Source organism: Snodgrassella sp. B3882 (assembly GCF_026535915.1).
Lineage (GTDB): Bacteria > Pseudomonadota > Gammaproteobacteria > Burkholderiales > Neisseriaceae > Snodgrassella.
This window is the reverse complement of record NZ_JAFNPF010000001.1, coordinates 1189261-1207218: the sequence shown is the minus strand read 5'-3', so window position 1 is coordinate 1207218 and position 17958 is coordinate 1189261. Positions and strand designations below refer to the sequence as shown.

Annotated in this window: 15 protein-coding genes; 9 read left to right on the top strand and 6 right to left on the bottom strand. The window is 37.0% G+C overall.

Annotation, left to right across the window (positions count from 1 at the left end; all coding sequences use genetic code 11):
* Nucleotides 1-10: 10 nt before the first annotated feature.
* From J3U68_RS05130 to glyQ, 3 genes are all read right to left on the bottom strand, one after another.
* A complete protein-coding gene (locus tag J3U68_RS05130; RefSeq protein ID WP_267375273.1) occupies nucleotides 11-460 on the bottom strand; it encodes a cell surface protein in 450 nt (149 codons plus the stop codon).
* Nucleotides 461-1104: 644 nt separating this feature from the next.
* A complete protein-coding gene (gene glyS, locus J3U68_RS05125) occupies nucleotides 1105-3168 on the bottom strand; it encodes a glycine--tRNA ligase subunit beta (protein WP_267375271.1) in 2064 nt (687 codons plus the stop codon).
* Between the two features lie 24 nt (nucleotides 3169-3192).
* Nucleotides 3193-4110 carry a glycine--tRNA ligase subunit alpha gene (gene glyQ, locus J3U68_RS05120; protein ID WP_267375270.1) on the bottom strand — a complete coding sequence of 306 codons (918 nt, stop codon included), beginning with the start codon at nucleotides 4108-4110 and terminating at the stop codon, nucleotides 3193-3195.
* A gap of 430 nt (nucleotides 4111-4540) precedes the next feature.
* Here glyQ and trhA point away from each other — a divergent pair, with 430 nt between their 5' ends.
* The 4 genes from trhA (at nucleotide 4541) to J3U68_RS05095 (ending at nucleotide 7968) form a co-directional block, all read left to right on the top strand.
* The gene (trhA, locus tag J3U68_RS05115) at nucleotides 4541-5164 is read left to right on the top strand and encodes a PAQR family membrane homeostasis protein TrhA (RefSeq protein WP_267375269.1); all 624 of its coding nucleotides are present in this window, start codon (nucleotides 4541-4543) and stop codon (nucleotides 5162-5164) included.
* Between the two features lie 115 nt (nucleotides 5165-5279).
* Nucleotides 5280-6146: a MetQ/NlpA family ABC transporter substrate-binding protein gene (locus J3U68_RS05110; protein ID WP_267375267.1), complete on the top strand. Its 867-nt coding sequence runs from the start codon at nucleotides 5280-5282 to the stop codon at nucleotides 6144-6146.
* Nucleotides 6147-7014: 868 nt separating this feature from the next.
* A complete protein-coding gene (locus J3U68_RS05100) occupies nucleotides 7015-7410 on the top strand; it encodes a type IV pilin protein (protein WP_323811427.1) in 396 nt (131 codons plus the stop codon).
* 132 nt (nucleotides 7411-7542) lie between these two features.
* Nucleotides 7543-7968, top strand: a complete 426-nt coding sequence (locus J3U68_RS05095) for a hypothetical protein (RefSeq protein WP_267375265.1) — start codon at nucleotides 7543-7545, stop codon at nucleotides 7966-7968.
* Between the two features lie 379 nt (nucleotides 7969-8347).
* Here the strand turns inward: J3U68_RS05095 and J3U68_RS05090 are convergent, their stop codons facing one another.
* The 3 genes from J3U68_RS05090 to J3U68_RS05080 all read right to left on the bottom strand — a co-directional run bounded on the left by J3U68_RS05090 (nucleotide 8348) and on the right by J3U68_RS05080 (nucleotide 11639).
* Nucleotides 8348-8941: a glutathione S-transferase family protein gene (locus J3U68_RS05090; RefSeq protein ID WP_267375263.1), complete on the bottom strand. Its 594-nt coding sequence runs from the start codon at nucleotides 8939-8941 to the stop codon at nucleotides 8348-8350.
* Nucleotides 8942-9740: 799 nt separating this feature from the next.
* Entirely contained in the window at nucleotides 9741-10517 is a 777-nt protein-coding gene (locus J3U68_RS05085; RefSeq protein ID WP_267375261.1) for an META domain-containing protein, read from the bottom strand.
* A 591-nt stretch (nucleotides 10518-11108) separates the two neighbouring features.
* Nucleotides 11109-11639 carry a hypothetical protein gene (locus J3U68_RS05080; protein ID WP_267375259.1) on the bottom strand — a complete coding sequence of 177 codons (531 nt, stop codon included), beginning with the start codon at nucleotides 11637-11639 and terminating at the stop codon, nucleotides 11109-11111.
* A 476-nt stretch (nucleotides 11640-12115) separates the two neighbouring features.
* Here J3U68_RS05080 and J3U68_RS05075 point away from each other — a divergent pair, with 476 nt between their 5' ends.
* The 5 genes from J3U68_RS05075 (at nucleotide 12116) to J3U68_RS05055 (ending at nucleotide 17892) form a co-directional block, all read left to right on the top strand.
* Nucleotides 12116-12931 carry a competence/damage-inducible protein A gene (locus J3U68_RS05075; protein ID WP_267375257.1) on the top strand — a complete coding sequence of 272 codons (816 nt, stop codon included), beginning with the start codon at nucleotides 12116-12118 and terminating at the stop codon, nucleotides 12929-12931.
* A 290-nt stretch (nucleotides 12932-13221) separates the two neighbouring features.
* Nucleotides 13222-14331 (top strand): 3-phosphoserine/phosphohydroxythreonine transaminase, encoded by a 1110-nt coding sequence (serC, locus tag J3U68_RS05070; protein WP_267375256.1) that lies wholly within the window; start codon nucleotides 13222-13224, stop codon nucleotides 14329-14331.
* A gap of 909 nt (nucleotides 14332-15240) precedes the next feature.
* Complete coding sequence (arsC, locus tag J3U68_RS05065; RefSeq protein ID WP_267375255.1) at nucleotides 15241-15606, top strand: arsenate reductase (glutaredoxin); 366 nt, start codon at nucleotides 15241-15243, stop codon at nucleotides 15604-15606.
* A complete protein-coding gene (locus J3U68_RS05060; RefSeq protein ID WP_267375254.1) occupies nucleotides 15596-16267 on the top strand; it encodes a YdcF family protein in 672 nt (223 codons plus the stop codon). Before arsC ends, J3U68_RS05060 begins: the two co-directional genes overlap by 11 nt.
* Nucleotides 16268-17562: 1295 nt before the next feature.
* Nucleotides 17563-17892 carry a hypothetical protein gene (locus J3U68_RS05055; protein ID WP_267375252.1) on the top strand — a complete coding sequence of 110 codons (330 nt, stop codon included), beginning with the start codon at nucleotides 17563-17565 and terminating at the stop codon, nucleotides 17890-17892.
* Nucleotides 17893-17958: the final 66 nt, after the last annotated feature.

Here is a 17958-nt window from a genome sequence, read left to right as displayed (position 1 = left end):
GCTTTATTCCTCAAATATCAGAGCGCAAGCTTTGACGCCACTCTAGCAAAGCGTGATCAAACACAGCATCTAGTAAAACCTGCTTCGATGCACTGATTTCAACATGGTAAAAGCTGGGTAATTCTGGCGTATTTAATGCCTGAATATAGTCTTCCATAAAGCGACCATATCCCTCTTCCTCATCGTCATAATAAAACAAAGAAAAACGAAGCCCCTCTTCATTAAAGTCTCGATCTTCAAGACAGCCTGACATATGTTGCAACAAAAAATGGGCACCACTGATCTGCTGAGCTTTTAACGCATTTACATCGGCCGCTTCCAGCTCATTCCATTGTGGATTATGTAAATCACGGCGCACAATCCACGACCAGTAATAACCCATATGTGTTGCTGCATGTTCCAAGCCTAACGAAGAGGGATAATCCTCTTCCGTATGAAACACTACACTATCCAAAATCATATTAGGATAAATTCCTTACATTCTTAATAAAAAGGTTTGACTAGGTTATAGCAATAAAGCAAAGAATAACAGATAGTACGAAATTTTATAACATAAAATTATGTCCACATATTGAACTTGTACCATTGCATTTACATCGCTCATTTTCTTAGCAATAAGGTGACCAAATTTTATAATAAAAAAATCAAATATAATTATAGACTTCTATAAACTTCTTATTTTAAAAAGTTTATTATTTTTTTCCGTACTTAAATATTTATTAAAATTTCATAAATATCTTTTCCATCACCTAAAAACATTAGATAAATGCGTCATTCTAATAGCTATATTCCCATTCCATAAAGATTTTGGAATAAATCATTTTTATCCTATGTGATCTTATCAGATAACAAATTTTTAAAAAAAAGGGATAATTTCAACTTCTATTTTGGCATTATCAATGGTTTCAACATTTAGCTTTTTATCGTATAGAACATATATAAAATGGGGAAACTCACTTCCCCATTTTGAAAAGGCCAATTATCTATTATTGTAGAAAAAACAACACAAAAATTCGCCATCTCCTATTTTGAAAATATAGGTTTTGTCTGCAATCCTAATGCCATTTTTTATCGTCTTTCAAATAGAAATAGCGCAACTAAAACTTATTCATTTAATAAAGCAATGTCAGCTACCGCATTCATTTGACGAGACAACAAAAGCAATAAAGCTAAACGATTATATTTAATCGCCTCATCTTCAGCCATCACCATAACATCAGTAAAAAATGCATCCACTTTGGCTTTAATACCTGTCAATACAGTCAAAGCGTGTTGAAAATCCTGTTTAGCTAGCGCTGCCTGAATTTCTGGTGCTAATGCCTCTGTCGCCTGATAAAGAGCTTGCTCGGCAGGTTCATGCAATAATTCCGGGTTAATCGCAGGTAGAGATGAAAGATGGGCTTTCTTCAACAAATTGTGTACCCGTTTATTGGCAGCAGCCAAAGTATTTGCTTCAGGCAAAGATTTAAATACACTGACCGCCTCCAGTCGCGCCGTTAACTCGCCTAGATTCTCCACCTTTCCGCCCATAACCGCTGCTACAACATCCTGAGCATAGGTATTTTGCAATAACACGGCCAATCGCGCGCGCATAAACTCTTCTACCCCAGCAACCGTATCATCAGCCAGTTGTCCTGTTGGGAAAGTATTCGCCGCAGCCTGCAATAATGGTGTTAAACGTAGATTATGCTGCATCAGCATACGCAAAATACCTAAAGCACTGCGACGTAACGCGTAAGGATCCTTATCTCCCGTTGGTATCAGACCAATTCCCCAGATACCAATCAAAGTTTCCAGCTTATCAGCCAAGGCAACAACTGTACCGATAATATTATCTGGTAACTCATCTCCAGCAAATCGCGGCCAATAATGTTGTTCAATCGCTGTAGCTACTTCTGCGTTTTCACCATCATGCAAAGCATAATACTTACCCATTGTTCCCTGTAATTCAGGAAACTCACCAACCATATCCGTCAGCAAATCGGCTTTAGCCAAAAGAGCGGCTCGCTTAGCAAGGGCCACATCGGCTCCAAGCATTGGGGCAATGGTTGCGGATAAAGCTGTAATACGTTCCACTCTTTCCGCCAGATTGCCAAGCTTATTGTGATAGACCACATCGGCAAGTTTTGGTAAACGACTGGCAAGTGTGGATTTTTGATCTTGTTTGAAAAAGAATTCAGCATCTGATAAACGTGCTCGCAACACCCGTTCATTACCTTCAATAATATGAATGGGATTGTCTGCCTGTAAATTTGAAACCAGCAAAAAACGATTAATCAGCTTGCCGTTCGTATTTAACAAAGGAAAATATTTCTGATTTTGTTGCATTGTCAAAATCAGACATTCCTGAGGAACCTGTAAAAAACGCTCATCAAATCCAGCTTGAAGTACTACCGGCCATTCCACCAATGCCGTGACTTCATCTAACAAACCATCAGCAAAAGCAACCTCGGCATCCAATTCACTGGCTGCTGTTTGCAAACCCTCCTCAATCCGCGCTTTACGCTCTGCAAAGCTGGCCACAACTTTGCCTTCGTTCAACAATTGTTGCGCATAATCTGCTGCCTGTTGAAAAACAATCTTTTCTTCACTGAGGAAGCGATGGCCTAAGGTCCAATTTTGACTGGTTAGCCCCAGAACACTTCCGGCTACCGTTTCAGAACCATGCATCATCACTAATCCATGAACTGGTCGTACAAAAGTAAAAGTACTGCTGCCCCAGTGCATTACCTTTGGAATGGGCAATTTTTTGATAGCTTGATTAAGAATTTCACTTAAAAGAACACTCAGGGGCTGACCTTCTTGAGTAAATTCATACGCAAACACCATTTGTTTGCCATCGTTAATTTGACTCAACTGCTCAATAGTGACCTGATTACTGCGAGCAAAACCCTGTAATGCCTTTGTTGGTTCGCCATCTTGCCAGCCAGCAGCAACACTCGGTCCTTTTTTGATTACATGTTGATCATCTTGCATGGATTTCACATCATGTACCAATACGGCTAATCTTCGCGGGGCTGCAAACACCTCATAGTCGACCACAGAACCAATTAACTGAGCCTTTTCTAACCCTTCTACCACGCCAGCGGCCAGACTTTCACCTAACTGATTCAGTGCTTTTGGCGGTAACTCTTCCGTACGTAGTTCAATTAACAAAGGAGCATTCATCTTACTTATTACTTTCGTTATCTATTATGCAGCCTGGAAAGCTGTCTGATTTTTTAACAAAGGAAAACCCAGACGTTCACGGCTATCCACGTATTTTTGTGCCACGGCACGACTTAAAGCTCGCACCCGACCGATATAGGTTGCTCGTTCAGTAACAGAAATGGCCCCGCGCGCATCGAGCAAATTAAAAGTATGACCGGCTTTTAAGACCAATTCATAAGCTGGTAAAGCAAGACTAGCATCATCAACTGCCAACAAACGCTTCGCTTCTGCCTCATAATGATTAAACTGTGCCAATAACCACTCAGCATTACTGTATTCAAAATTATAAGCCGACTGCTCTACTTCATTCTGATGATAGACATCACCATATGTGATCGTATTACCATCCAATGTCTTCGCCCAAACCAGATCATAGACATTCTCAACACCTTGTAAATACATAGCCAGACGCTCGATCCCATAAGTGATCTCACCTAGCACAGGTGAACAATCCAAACCACCCACCTGTTGAAAATAAGTAAATTGAGTCACTTCCATGCCGTTTAGCCACACTTCCCAACCCAAACCCCATGCGCCAAGCGTGGGATTTTCCCAGTCATCTTCCACAAACCGGATATCATGCTGACGAGGATTGATACCCAATTGTTGCAAAGAATCCAAATATAATTGCTGAATATTGTCTGGTGCCGGTTTCAACGCAACCTGAAACTGATAATAATGCTGCAGACGATTCGGGTTCTCGCCGTAGCGCCCGTCCTTAGGGCGACGTGAAGGCTGTACATAAGCAGCAAACCATGGCTCAGGTCCCAACGCCCGTAAACAGGTTGCCGGATGACTCGTTCCCGCCCCGACTTCCATATCCAACGGCTGCAAAACCACACAACCATTTTTAGCCCAATAATTTTGTAAGGTAAATATAATTTCTTGAAAGGTTAGCATGCCGAAAATTTCTGAATGTCTGCAAAAAATCTATTTTACTGTGCTTATTGCTCGTTGAACAGCCAAGCAGCATGTGCTTATGGCTATTTTCATAAAAAGGCCCTAAAATGTTTAGCGATTCCAAGCGAATTGAAACCAGCGTAGCAACAAATATACATGATAAAATTAATTTGTCATTAAATTTAATCAGTCTACAAACTATTGATTATCCTCATTATCAAGCAATCCCATTGTATGATTAAATGTAAGACTAGCTTGACCAATTCTCAGCAACACGCTAATTTTTTGTCTGCGTTTACCATGACATCGATCAGACTGATTCTCTCTTTCTTTCACATTGACATTCTGCGTAAAACTCAATTCATTTCTAGCAAATTAAGATAAGCAATTTTAGAATAGCTATTCTAATAATCACAAAAAGAATTTAACTATGTATTATGGTGAACGATTTAATGCCGTATCACATCTCATCGGGCTCATAATGGCCATTACTGGCACTGTATTTTTACTTATTAAATCTGCGCATGATGGAGACGCGTATCGTATTGTCAGCTCTGCAATTTATGGTGCCTCTTTAATCTTCCTTTATGGCGTATCTACCCTATACCATTCAATTAGATCCCATCAAGCTAAGCACATATTGCAAAAATTTGATCACTGTGCCATATATCTACTGATAGCAGGAAGCTATACTCCTTTTACCCTAACTACACTCAATGGTGGTTGGGGCTGGTCATTATTTGGCGTGTCGTGGGGATTAGCCATATTCGGCATTGTGCAAGAACTCACTATAGGACGGCATAGCGAAAGGCGGCTATTGTCCATGATTTTGTACGTCATCATGGGCTGGTTAATCATCATTGCGATTTACCCCCTCATCCAACGCATGTCTGCCGCTGGACTGTTCTGGTTGGTTAGTGGCGGCTTAGCTTATAGCATTGGCATTTACTGGTTTATCAAAGACGAACAAATCCGGCACGGACATGGCATTTGGCATATATTTGTCCTACTAGGCAGTCTGGCTCAATTTATTTGTGTCTATGCCTATATCTAATCAGATTATGCTTAGAATTAGCATTGGTTGTTAAAACCGATTCATGCTATTGTTATCATTTTTATTTTGTGTGTACCCTTTTGCCACACAGTGATATTTATTTTGAATGGAGAACATGGTGAAGCAGCACCTGAAAATATTTTTAATTGGCTTATTGACCCTTACTCTGGCAGCCTGTGGTGGCGACAAAACAACCTCGACTGCATCTTCTGAAGCGATCGAAAAAAAAGAAATCATTATTGGCACCACAGTTGGCGATTTTGCTGATATGGTTCGCGATCAGATTAAACCGGCATTAGAAAAACAAGGTTATCAAGTAAAATTGTTAGAGTTTACCGATTATGTCCGCCCTAACATGGCTTTAGCCGATCATTCTATCGATATTAACATCTTCCAACATAAACCCTATCTAGATGATTTCGTGCAAGCACGTAATCTACCTTTGATGCCTATTTTTCAGGTTCCCACCGGACCTTTGGGTATCTATGCGGGCAAACTGGATAATTTAGATAAATTGACCGAAGGTTCCAGTATTTCTGTTCCTAATGATCCATCTAATCTTGCTCGTGGCTTGGTCATGCTGGATAAACTTGGCTGGATCAAATTAAAAGACAATATCAATCCTCTTAAAGCCTCTTTGGCTGATATTGCTGCTAACCCCAAAAACTTAAAACTAACACCATTAGAAGCAGCCCAACTGCCACGTTCACGCAATGATGTCGATTTTGCAGTGATCAATGGTAATTATGCCACCAGTTCAGGACTCAAATTTTCCTCAGCATTATTTCTGGAACCAGGTTATACCTATGTAAATTGGGCAGCAATTCGTACTGCCGATAAAAATGCCAAATGGGTTAAAGACATCACTGCTGCCTATAACTCCGAGGAATTTAAACAATACGCCTTTAAACGTTTTGCCGGGTATAAATATCCTGAGTCATGGGGTATTCAAACAGGTCAAGCCGCTTCAGCAGCAAAATAAGCTTAACTCATCGTGCAAAAGAAGTATTTTATCTAAGATAAAATACTTCTTTTTTAATTGAAAATAGCCGCTTAACTACGAAATTTTCATTAAAACAGAGTTTAAGCTTGACTAATTAAAACTTAACTTCAGAGAAAAATGATTCAATTTTTATTTGATTCTGCTTTGAGTCAATCAACTAATTGATACAGTAATAGTTGCTCCAATTGGTGCTAAACGACCAACATGTAAATTATGTACAACAGATATTTTGATTAAATATTATTATTGTATAATTTGGCACTAAATTAGTCATCTAGCCTGCTGTACCACGCAGACTAAAATCAGTGAGTTTTAGCTAATTAACACACTTATGTTTAGCGTTGTCATAACAATCACATTGAACTTGTGCGATTCTCTCAAATATCGCCACCACTGCTTTGAAGATTAAAACCAATCGCCATAAAAAAGCAAAATTGCTTTCTAGCAAACAATTGATCTCATCCATTCTCTATTACATTTTGCTGATGCTTAGCAAAATGTAAACATTAGATACAAGGAAATTGTATAAAATAAATTGCCAGGAAACATTCGATAAACTAAAAGTTGGATACCCGCAAAGCATATAAACTCTTAAAACTCTTGGGATACAAAATCTAACCAACTAATAAATCGAAGATTTTTTAAAATTCCCTATTTTTTTGAATATTATTGCGCAAAAGATACCAATGGATTTATTTGATTGGACTTTTATGAAATGTTTAAAAACAGCTATAATGTCATAAGAAAGCTTAATCACAGCTGATAAAATGTGATATTATTAACCCAGCTATATTGATGTTATTTAAGTCAATTTACAGTAATACAGATAAAATAAAAGAGAAAATTTATGTTTAATCCAAATCGTCAACAAGGATTCACTTTAGTCGAACTTTTGACTGTAGTCATTATTCTAGGCGTACTGGCAGCCATTGCTTATCCGACCTATCAACAATATGTTCGGAAAACCCGAATGGAAAATGCTCGAGCAGATCTTATCGAAAACGTACGCAAATTGGAAGATTTTTATAATAAAAACAATTCATTTTCAGGTTTTAAATCGACAGATTTAATCCAAACTAAAAGCAACGACTACTTTACTTTAACGCTAGCTGCTTCAGATAATGACTATAAGATTACAGCCAAACCAACCAAAAAAAATAAAAAGGAAAAACAAAGTGCAATTTATAACAGTTTAGAGGGAATGTTCTTGTGCACTGATGGTAAAGACTGCACACCATTCTAAAATACCTACCTTTTCCATCAATCCATTTTTAATGCACTTTATTTCAACTGTTGGTAAATCTTATACAGCTTGCAATTAACTGCACTACTGTGTAGCTGATCAATGTATCATTTTTGCTAAAGGCGATGATCAATGTTCTTATTCTCTAGATTTCTGGTTACAACAGTGTTGATCTTACTGTGTTCCGGCACATTGGCAACGGAATTTCAACATTCAGACTTAACTGATGAATTTATTGAGGCACGCAAAGTCTTAGCCAGTATGTACCTGCAACAGCAGCAAATAGAAAAAGAAATTGACAGTATGTCTTCTGCTTTTTTTAATGATGACAATCAAGTGAAATTATTCAAATATTGTAAACAGCCAGAATGTCACCAATATTCTGAGGCCATGTATTTCACCATCTCACCTGATAAGAACTATACCTATCAACATACCGTCAAGAAAGACGGGGAGATACAACGTAGTAGTCAAAGCGGCAATTTGCTGCAAGAAAAGTATCATACATTGATCATCAATAATCCTTCTGCTAATACTCGTTTCAGCTATACACAATAAACTAACTATTCGCGGTAGACCTTTCAAAAAAGGTTTTTTACAGTCATTAAGCAGCGTGTCAAAACGCTGCTTTTTCGCTTGATGGTGTGCAGTTAAAAATAACGTTTTGGTTGGTTTAATATGGCTTTTAAGTTTATCGATAACGATGCCGTTAATAGATTTTACTTGTTTTCATCTGTAAAATAATACAAAGAATGAGTTCACTTGACAGCACCGCTTAATAACATATTAATAATTTTGCCCCAATTTAGTCAATTGGTAACGATAAAGTAGAGGTTCACTACTCACTTGCTTAGGGCTTAACAAATCCAATTCAGTTAAGAGGGACGGTCAAAAAACGCCTTGAAGCGGTTAATCAAAAATGTAAAATAAATGAGAATTAATGATCATTTATTTTATGAGCTTTCAAAAACGCCGGTCTACTCATCGCTTTTTGAAGATAGTTTTCAAGCTTTTTGTCCAACGTAATGCCAAATGCTTTTGCAAACATTAATCGATGAGATAAAAAGATATCTGCTAACGTAAAGGTATCACCAATGAGCCATGTATTTGTTTCTTTTAGCTCTATCCTAGATAAAACTTCAATGGTTTGGTTTTTAAAGTAATTGATAAATTCTGGCCATTGCTGATCTTCAGGAGTAAACAATATCTGTTTAGCAAGGCAAGAAAGTGGCATTTCTAAGTCAGTAATTGAAAAACTGATTAAAGAATTGATGATGGCTTTTTCTTGTAAATTCGCAGGGTATAATGTATTTTGTTTTTTTTCACAAATATAAAGGCATATGGCCAACGTTTCACTTAATGAAAAACTCCCTTCCGTTAAAAATGGTACTTTACCAAAAGGATGAGGTGATTTGACGACCGCATTATCTGTGTGTATTTCAACCCGTATTGCTTCATAAGGAAGGCCTATTTCTTCCAAAGCCCAGATAACAGCCAAAGATCGTGCTCCAGGTGCAGTGTATATTTTCATGCTTAGTCCCCTATTAATAAATTAAATAATCGGTATTGTGTAAAAGTAAGCATTCATTTTTGGTTTAAGTGATCATTTCCTATGGCAACTCTAGATGTTCACCTTATTTGATGACAGATTATATGGTAGTTGCTGGATAAAACAAAATCTTTAGGGTTACTTTATTTACTAGTTATTTAAATACAGATGTAAATTGAATAAATTTATTCTATATCGTCTATAGTCTTTTGGTTAATGCACAAAAACAGTGGAATGTGGATAATTTCCATTTAGCTGGATTATGACCTATATTCGTTTTTATTTATAATAATCTGATATTTTGGAGGAATAATAAATTTAAGGGTTACAATATATTCTAAGGGAAATTTTTTGAAGGAAAGTTGTCCATTAAAATTTGAATAAAGGATATCTTTTTCTTCATTTTGCTGATCTTTCTCAGTCTGCGCCAAATTAAATAAACAGACTAATATATATATTGTTATTATGATGTCGTCTTTAAATGTATGAATAGTTTGATCATACTTAATATTGCTTAAAAAAAAGCGAAACAATCACTGTTTTAATCCTCATGCAGTCAACACTTTGGTTAATTGTAAGGCGTATGCAATTGCGACTATTTTTTATCTAATTGAACAAATTGATTATATTAAAGATTACTGAGTAAGCTCAAGCCAGTTAATCTGTGTGCACATGAAACATGCTTTAAGCCATATCTTGCAAAAACTCAAAAGAAAAAGCACGGTTTTAATCCGTGCTCTTACTAAAATACGATTAAAAAGGCGGTCATTGTTGGCAATCTTTATTTAATTGCAGCTACAGAACGTTCAATAATTTGATCAAAAATATAAACGTTTTTTAATTCGCCATTTGCGGAAGGAGCCTTATAAACATTTAACCGAATGACTTGAAATTCAGAGGGATTAGAGTTATAGCCTTGGATTTCACCAGTGAATTTCTGCCATTCTCCAGTTTTAACTTTTATACCTTCATCGTTATAATCAACAGTTCTCACGATTAAGCCACACAGATCTTTATTTTTTTCAGAAGGCTGACAAGTGGATTTAACTTCCCAAAATACCGTCGTGGGCTGACCATATTGAGCAGACGCTGACAATGCTCCTTTTAATAACAAACGATCACCCTCTTTATTTTCGATCAATAAATTAGGTTGATTCTCGTTATTTTTAATTAGCCCAATATGCAACTTTTGACCATTCATAAAGTGAGCGACAGCAGTATCTTGTGCCATGATTTCTGGCGCACAAGCCATCATCGTACTGACCGGGGTACTAAATTGAATAGTTTTACCCTCCAATTGGTAATTTGAGCCAATAATATTACAACCTCCAGTAAGATTAGAACGCTGTCCATTAAATTGCAATTTCACATTCGTATTGTTGCCGAATTGAGCTAGTGGCTGACCTTGACGATTAGTTGCTTTAGTCACGGTCCATTGGTAATCAGTTAATTGCTGAGGCTGGATTGCTTCAGTCGGAACATCACTGGGGGCATTGATTGCGCAGGCAGCAACACCGGTTGCCATCAGAGCGGATAACATTATTTCTTTGATTTTCATATATAATTCCTCAACAACCAAAACAAAAATAATACATTAAATTAATTTTGCTTATGAAGCAATATCGCATTTTTTATTTTACTTTTTTTCCTGCTGTACTGCGAAATATATTGCATTAAAACTGCATATCTGATTAATTTTATGCAGAAAATAAATACATTTCTTCGGCGAATCAGTATTTTCAAATAGATTAATTCGACGTGGATATAGCTATTCATGCAACATGATCATCTGGCTATCATAGTAAAAATATCATTCATAGGCAATGTAAAAAACATGATTAGCGCTCAAATATTAAGCTTATTTTTAATTGCATTTTAACCAAAAAAGCTCAGAAATATCTCACATTGATTGCAGTATTTTTATTAAAACACACTATTCCAATTGCAATAAGCTTTGGTGATGTTTTTTGCCATTATATTAAAGCTGGAATACAAGGCAGGTACGCTTCCGTTCTGGTTTTTAATTTACACTTACCAAAAGGTACTATGTTGCTGTTGGCTTGTATATCGTCTTCGGTGGTTTGCAATTTACCAACTAAAGTGTAGAAATTTGACTTGTTACCCGTGTGGAGTTTGTTCAGTTCCTTGATTACATTATAAAATATTGTTGTTTGTAATTGGATTGCTCATCAATTTTACTCCTTTTTTTCCATTCTAATTCAATTGTTTTATAATAATCGCCACTGTAATTAATTTTAGGCGAATTACATTTGTTTTGATTCTGTATGGAATCTACATATTGATAAAAACGAGTATAATATTTATCATCATCAATGTATCCTTCACTAATAGATGCTGTCATAGAATAATGGATTTCTTGTAATTTTAAGTTCTTATCAAATGTCCAATTTAAAGAGCGAATCCATGTTACTTCAGGGAAAAGAACATCTTTAGAAGGAGATATATATTTACCTTCGTTGGGGTAAATTTCTAAAAATTTCTTTATCTCAATTTTTTTCTCAATGCTGGCTAAGTCTTCCCCTATATAAAATTTTTTGCCTTCAAAGGTAATCCAACAATTGGTGTCGATATTGTTGGGTTTAGCAAACTTAGGGTTAGTATTTCCATTGCAAGAAATTAATAACAAAACAGGTAGTAAGAGTATATAAATTTTACTCATTTTTTTATTACCTTTATTTAACAGAATTGCCCTATTTATCTATTGTTAAATGCTATTTTACATTATTTCTATAGAGTGACTAACTGGAAATCTTTTATCTCTATTTTAATAAATCGGTATCTATTGCTGTTGCTCAAATCAAACACTATCGGAATCGGGTTATAACTATGCCCCAAAATCATGACCTGTTGAGAGATTCTTGCATGTATTTTAAGCATGATGACTATCTATTTGCTTTACCCTTTTTGTGCAAAAATTTAACATCATGGATAAATCAACAATTTAATCTTGTTTTCTGAAAAGCAGGCTCATCACGCCATGACTTGTCAAGAAAGAATGTCATTAATTCAACCCCTTCCATAATGAATTTTATTGGATAGGACTCTGAGGATTGAACTTAATGTTTTTTCGGGCAAAGAGGTATATTATGCGGTTTGTAACTTTTAATAATAATTAGCTTATAACAAGGATATACGATGCAATTCGGATTAATGATCATCGGTGATGAGATACTTAACGGTTCAAGGCAGGACAGTCATTTTCCATTTTTTAAACAACTGCTACAACAACATGGTTTGGAGATTGCCTGGGTACAATATCTACCCGATGAGCGAGAAGCCATTACCCAACGACTGCAACAGTCATTTAAAGAAGGACTACCCGTATTTGTAACTGGAGGGATTGGTGCTACTCCCGATGATCATACCCGTCAGGCTTGTGCCGATGCTCTAAATCTCCCATTAGTACGCCATCCTGAGGCGCTAAAGTTTATTGAAGAGATTTCACGCCAACGCGGCGATGCACTCACCAGCCATGACCATCTGCAACGAGCAAAAATGGCTGATTTTCCTGCGAACGCCAGTATTATTCCTAATCCATTTAATAACATTGCTGCTTTTTCAATTCAGCAACATTATTTTTTGCCTGGCTTTCCTCAAATGGCTCATCCGATGGCAACTTGGGTTTTAAATCAATACTATTCACACTATTTTAATCAGCAACAACGCGGTTATAAAGCCGCATTAGTTGATGGATTACCTGAATCTGTGGTGGGTCCATTAATGGAAAAGATAGAGCATCAATGGCCGCAAGTTAAGACCTATAGTTTGCCAACTATTCGTGATGACGTAGAAAATGCTGAACAGTTACATCGATACCGGTTGGAATTTGGATTAAAAGCCAACGGTGAATACTGTAAGTTGCTGCCTGAAGTTTGGACATTTGCTTTAGACCAACTTCAAGCTTTAGGTGCCGAAAACATTACCGTGCTAGAAAAAAGCAGTGAACAATAAGCTGATAGTATGGGTTTTCACTATATTTTGAAAAAATAAAAGTGATTATAAAAATATTTATCTAAAAAAAGACCATTTGATGGTGATTTTTTCTATTAAAGGGATATTTACAGGTAAATTAAACTGGTTTTAACCATGTTTATATGCAGATTAGTTTAATGTTTGCCTTTCGAGGATCAAGCTCCTAGAATTTGCCCACTGAGAAAGTAAACCACTGCCTTTGGTGGTGGCTGTGTTCGTTAATGCAAAATTGACCTAATCAGGTCATTTCTGTTACAGGTATAACTTTTATGATTCCCTCTACTGTTCAGCATTATAACTTTTCTGCCGGCCCAGCAATTTTACCGCACTCTGTGTTGGCTACTGCCCAATCAGAAATGTTCGATTACAATGGTTCTGGTTGTTCGATTATGACCATGAGCCATCGTTCAGATGCTTTTATGCAAATTCTTTATCAGGCGGAACAGGATTTGCGCCAATTGCTGAATATTCCGAGCAATTATAAAATTTTATTTATGCAAGGCGGTGCCAGCGCACAGTTTAATATGGTGGTCATGAATCTGGCCAACGGTTTTAAACGAATTGATTCGGTAGTGACTGGTAACTGGAGCCGGATTGCGCACAGTCAGATGGGTAAATTATCTGATGTAGAAGTTCATCTGGCAGCACATGGTGGCGATTTATACAATTACACGGATGTTCCTCCGGTATCAGAATGGGATGTATCTGCTGATTCAGCCTTCGTGCATTATTGCATTAATGAAACCGTCCATGGTTTGCAATACCGCGATATTCCTAAACCGGATGGTTTGCCCCCTATCGTATGTGATATGTCCAGTGAAATTCTTTCTCGCCAGATAAATGTGGCCGATTATGGTGTGATCTACGCCGGTGCCCAAAAAAATATCGGTCCCTCTGGTGCAACTATCGTCATTATCCGTGAAGATTTACTAGAGCGTTGCTCCGAGCGTGTACCGGATATCTGGAATTACCAAAGTCACATTACGCGTCAAGGTATGTACAATACACCGGCAACCTACCCGATTTATATTTCTGGCTTAGTCTTTCGCTGGTTATTAGCGCAAGGGGGTGTCGCCGCTATAGAGGGTATTAACCGCTTAAAAGCCGATAAGCTTTATAGTGCCATCGATCAAAGTGGCGGTTTCTATACTAACCCAGTCAAAGCCCATGCTCGTTCGCAAATGAATGTCATTTTCTATACTCCATCAGCGCAACTAGATCAACAATTTGTTCTGCAAGCAAATGCTCAAGGTTTATGTATGTTGAATGGTTATAAAACCATGGGGGGTATGCGTGCAAGTATTTATAATGCGATGCCATTGCAGGGCGTGGAAGCGTTAACCGATTTCATGCAAGACTTCCAGCGTCGATATGGTTAATAAATGATGATAAATCAATAACACCGATGATGTCTTGTACCTGCTAATCGGTGTTATTGCTTATGATCGAAAGATTAAGGTTATTTTAAAGGGTTTATTTTCCGCCATAGCAACAAAAGCGCAGATGTTTGCTAATCAGCCGTTCAATGAAGTGTGCTCAACAAGAATTCAAGCTTTTGCTTTTATTAATCAGATTAGTTGGAAAACCTTCATTTTTTTTGTTAACCCGGACGAATTAACTTCACTGAAGAATTGTGTTACATTTTCTTATTCTATTAATCGTATTTAATTTATTTCCTTTTTTTGTCAAATTTCTATGTTGCCCTACAACTTTTCACCACTATTCAATTGCACCAATTGACTAAATTTTTACTTTTATACTTAGCTCATGTTGGATCAAGGCAAAGGCTATTGATGGCTGTTTTGGTTGCAGGAGTCTTTAGCTATAATTTCAAAAGCCTATTCTTGATTTAGTTCCAAATGAAACAACGCCATTTTAATGAGCACGGGTAGCTTGAACATGTTGTATTGATCCGCGCTAGCAAACTGAAAACTATGTTTTTTCGATTAGACTTATGTCTATGGTTGAAGTTGAAGCATGAAATGATTTTTTAAATATGGTCATGATTGAAGCAGCTAGGTCTTTTTTATATAATGCATTAGCATAATATTACGCTTTGCTAGCATCATTTTCAGATGAATAAGAATAAAATTCAAACTCATCTTAAAAGCATGTGTCTGATAAATGATGCAGTATCCAGCTTCAATAATGATTGATTCACACCTAACTTAACATTTAGGTTAATATTGCTTTAAAATATTAATCTGCATTAATGCTATTTGTCGAATCTTAGTATTTCCTTCACACTTTAACTTAATCTATACTATTCTAAATATTCAGGGACAATCATGACTTCTACTGTCATTCTTTATCACAATCCTAACTGTTCTAAATCGCGAGCTGCTTTATTATTATTGCAGGTGCGCAATGTGGATACAAAGGTTGTACCCTATTTGACAGAACCGTTAGATGTTGATCAGATTCGCAATTTAAAGGAAAAGTTAGCCATCAACTCAGTGCGACAAATGATGCGCTCAAAAGATACGCTTTATTCTCAATTGCAACTGGATCAAGCTGATGAAGACGCTTTGATCGCAGCCATGGCTGCACACCCCATTTTAATTGAACGCCCAATTGTTGTCTTAGGTGATCGCGCTGCTATTGGTCGACCCTTGACCAATATTGAGGCCTTACTCGAAAATAATGTTAATTAAAAAAAAGCTAGGCTTTTGGCTATTTTTACGTGCTAGTTTGCTGGCATGTTGTCTGTTTGTGTTGGTCAATTACGCAATAAGTTTTGCTACAGTCTACCAATTTAGTCGCCCATCACCATTAACGCAGGCTGATGCCGCAATAGTCTTGGGCGCGGCAGCCTGGGATAAACGTCCATCGCCAGTTTTTCGTGAACGCATCAATCACGCTTTGAATCTTTATCGTTCAGGCTTGGTGAAGAAAATTCTGTTTACGGGTGGTAGTCCTAAAACCGGCTTTATGAGTGAAGCTGCGGTTGCCCGTCGCTATGCGATTAATCATGGCATAGACAAGGAAGATATTATTTATGAAAATCAATCTCGCGATACCTGGCAAAATTTGGTTAATGCGCAGATTGAAGCCGGTAATAATGATATTAAAACAGTCATTATCGTCAGTGATCCTTATCATCTAGCTAGAGCAAAGTTAATGGCGCATGATTTGGGCTTAGATGCTCAAGTTTCTCCTACGCCCACTTCACGCTATACAGCCACTTATTCTAAACTACGCTTTCTCGCGCAAGAAAGTTATTTATTGATGATCTATCAATGGACTCAATTTATTCGCTCTCCTAAAATTAGAAGTGTTTTTCAATTGTTTTTCCCAGTACACGATCAAGCATAATTCAAGCATAACGTGATCATCAGTTGGCATAGCAAAAGTTGCAATATTAAACATCAAAGATTGGAAACCCCAATCATTACGGATAGAAAACAGTCAAGAGATACCGAAAAAAATAAAAGACATAGGTAATTTAAACAATTTAGCCAGAGCAACTTCGGCATGGAGCAAATTTCTGTTACAACCGATTGAACTAACAGGTATTAAAAATGAAGGCGATATCTCAGCGTTACTATGATGTTGAAGTGATGATTTAAGACATGATAGATAATGGTGGAAATTTCGATTCAAGACACTTAGTAACAATGAAGATAATTTTTTTTACTAAATAATTTTTTAAAATCAGTCCATTGCCAATTATAAAAAATATTCTTAAGAGAAAATCCATTGAAAGCAGCAGATTAATCATATGATTATTTTTTAACAGCTATCATGCAAAATTTCAGCAGAGCTGCAAAATACCTAAACTTGGCTGCCTATGACAATCACAGATTTCATCATCAGTTTTTCCGCATTAATGGGATGGAAGCTTGTTTTCTATGGCGATGAACGCTCATCTTTGTGCGCTACAGCGCAAATTCGTATAAGGCCGGCTCAAAATAACTGCGCATTAAAGCAGTATGCCAATTGATGTTGAGGTTATAAATGGTGTCAGGATTACTTTAAGGGAAGCATAATCCATTCACGCTTATTCCGCAGATTTGATCATTATACCGTGGCAACAGGATACAACTAATCAAAATGAGTAGTCATGATCAATGCGTTTTGCCTTCTGATTGGTTTTGTCAGGCTGATACAATTTCTGACTATGCTTTTGTATTCTCGATGTTTCAAATTATTACACCTATTGTATGTCGAATGATTTTAGACATTGTTATCGGCATTTAGCGAAAGGCTAAGCTGGCGTAGCAAGCAGTTGTGATGTTTCCAGCCAATATCTTGGTAATATGTACCACATAGTGGTTTACTGAAATTATACCTTTCTATTTGGCATGGATAACAATCTGAACCAGATATATTTCATGCCGTGCAAACATTTGATATTCACTTTGCCCATCAATTTTGGAGCTAAATGGGTTTTCTATGCCAAGCAGACTTTAAAGTATGTGCTTGCCCTCAAGCTTGGTGCAGCTTGACTAACAATATATATAAAAAATAAATAAAACATTTATTTACTATATTTTAACTTAATCTGAACACTTTACTAAGTCTATCCTAAGTTTCCATTGCCATACTGACTGCTAACAATAACCTCTACGGTTTTTGTCTTTAAAATAACCTTAATTTGGAGTTCTGTTATGAAAAAAATCACTGTTGCGGTTGTTAGCGCTATATTTGGTCTATCCGCCGTTGCTGCTTATGCCGCTCCTGCAGTAACGACTACTAAAACCACCACTACTGCCACCACCACTGTACCTGTAAAAGAGGCACCTGCTGCGGTTAAAGCGCAACCAGCTTCCAAAACCACAGCTAAGCCAGTGGCTAAAAAAGCCAAAAGACCAGTACGGGTTAAAAAAGCGCCAGTACGTAAAGCGCATGTTAGAAGAAATCATGTAAGAAAAAATCACCACGACAGTGCACAGGTTGAAGCTGTGACTACCAGAACCACTACCACTGAAATCCAATAATATCGTGCAAAGTTAACGTTTTTTATTAAACCGTTTCAGTGCTCTGAAACGGTTTTTGGTATTATA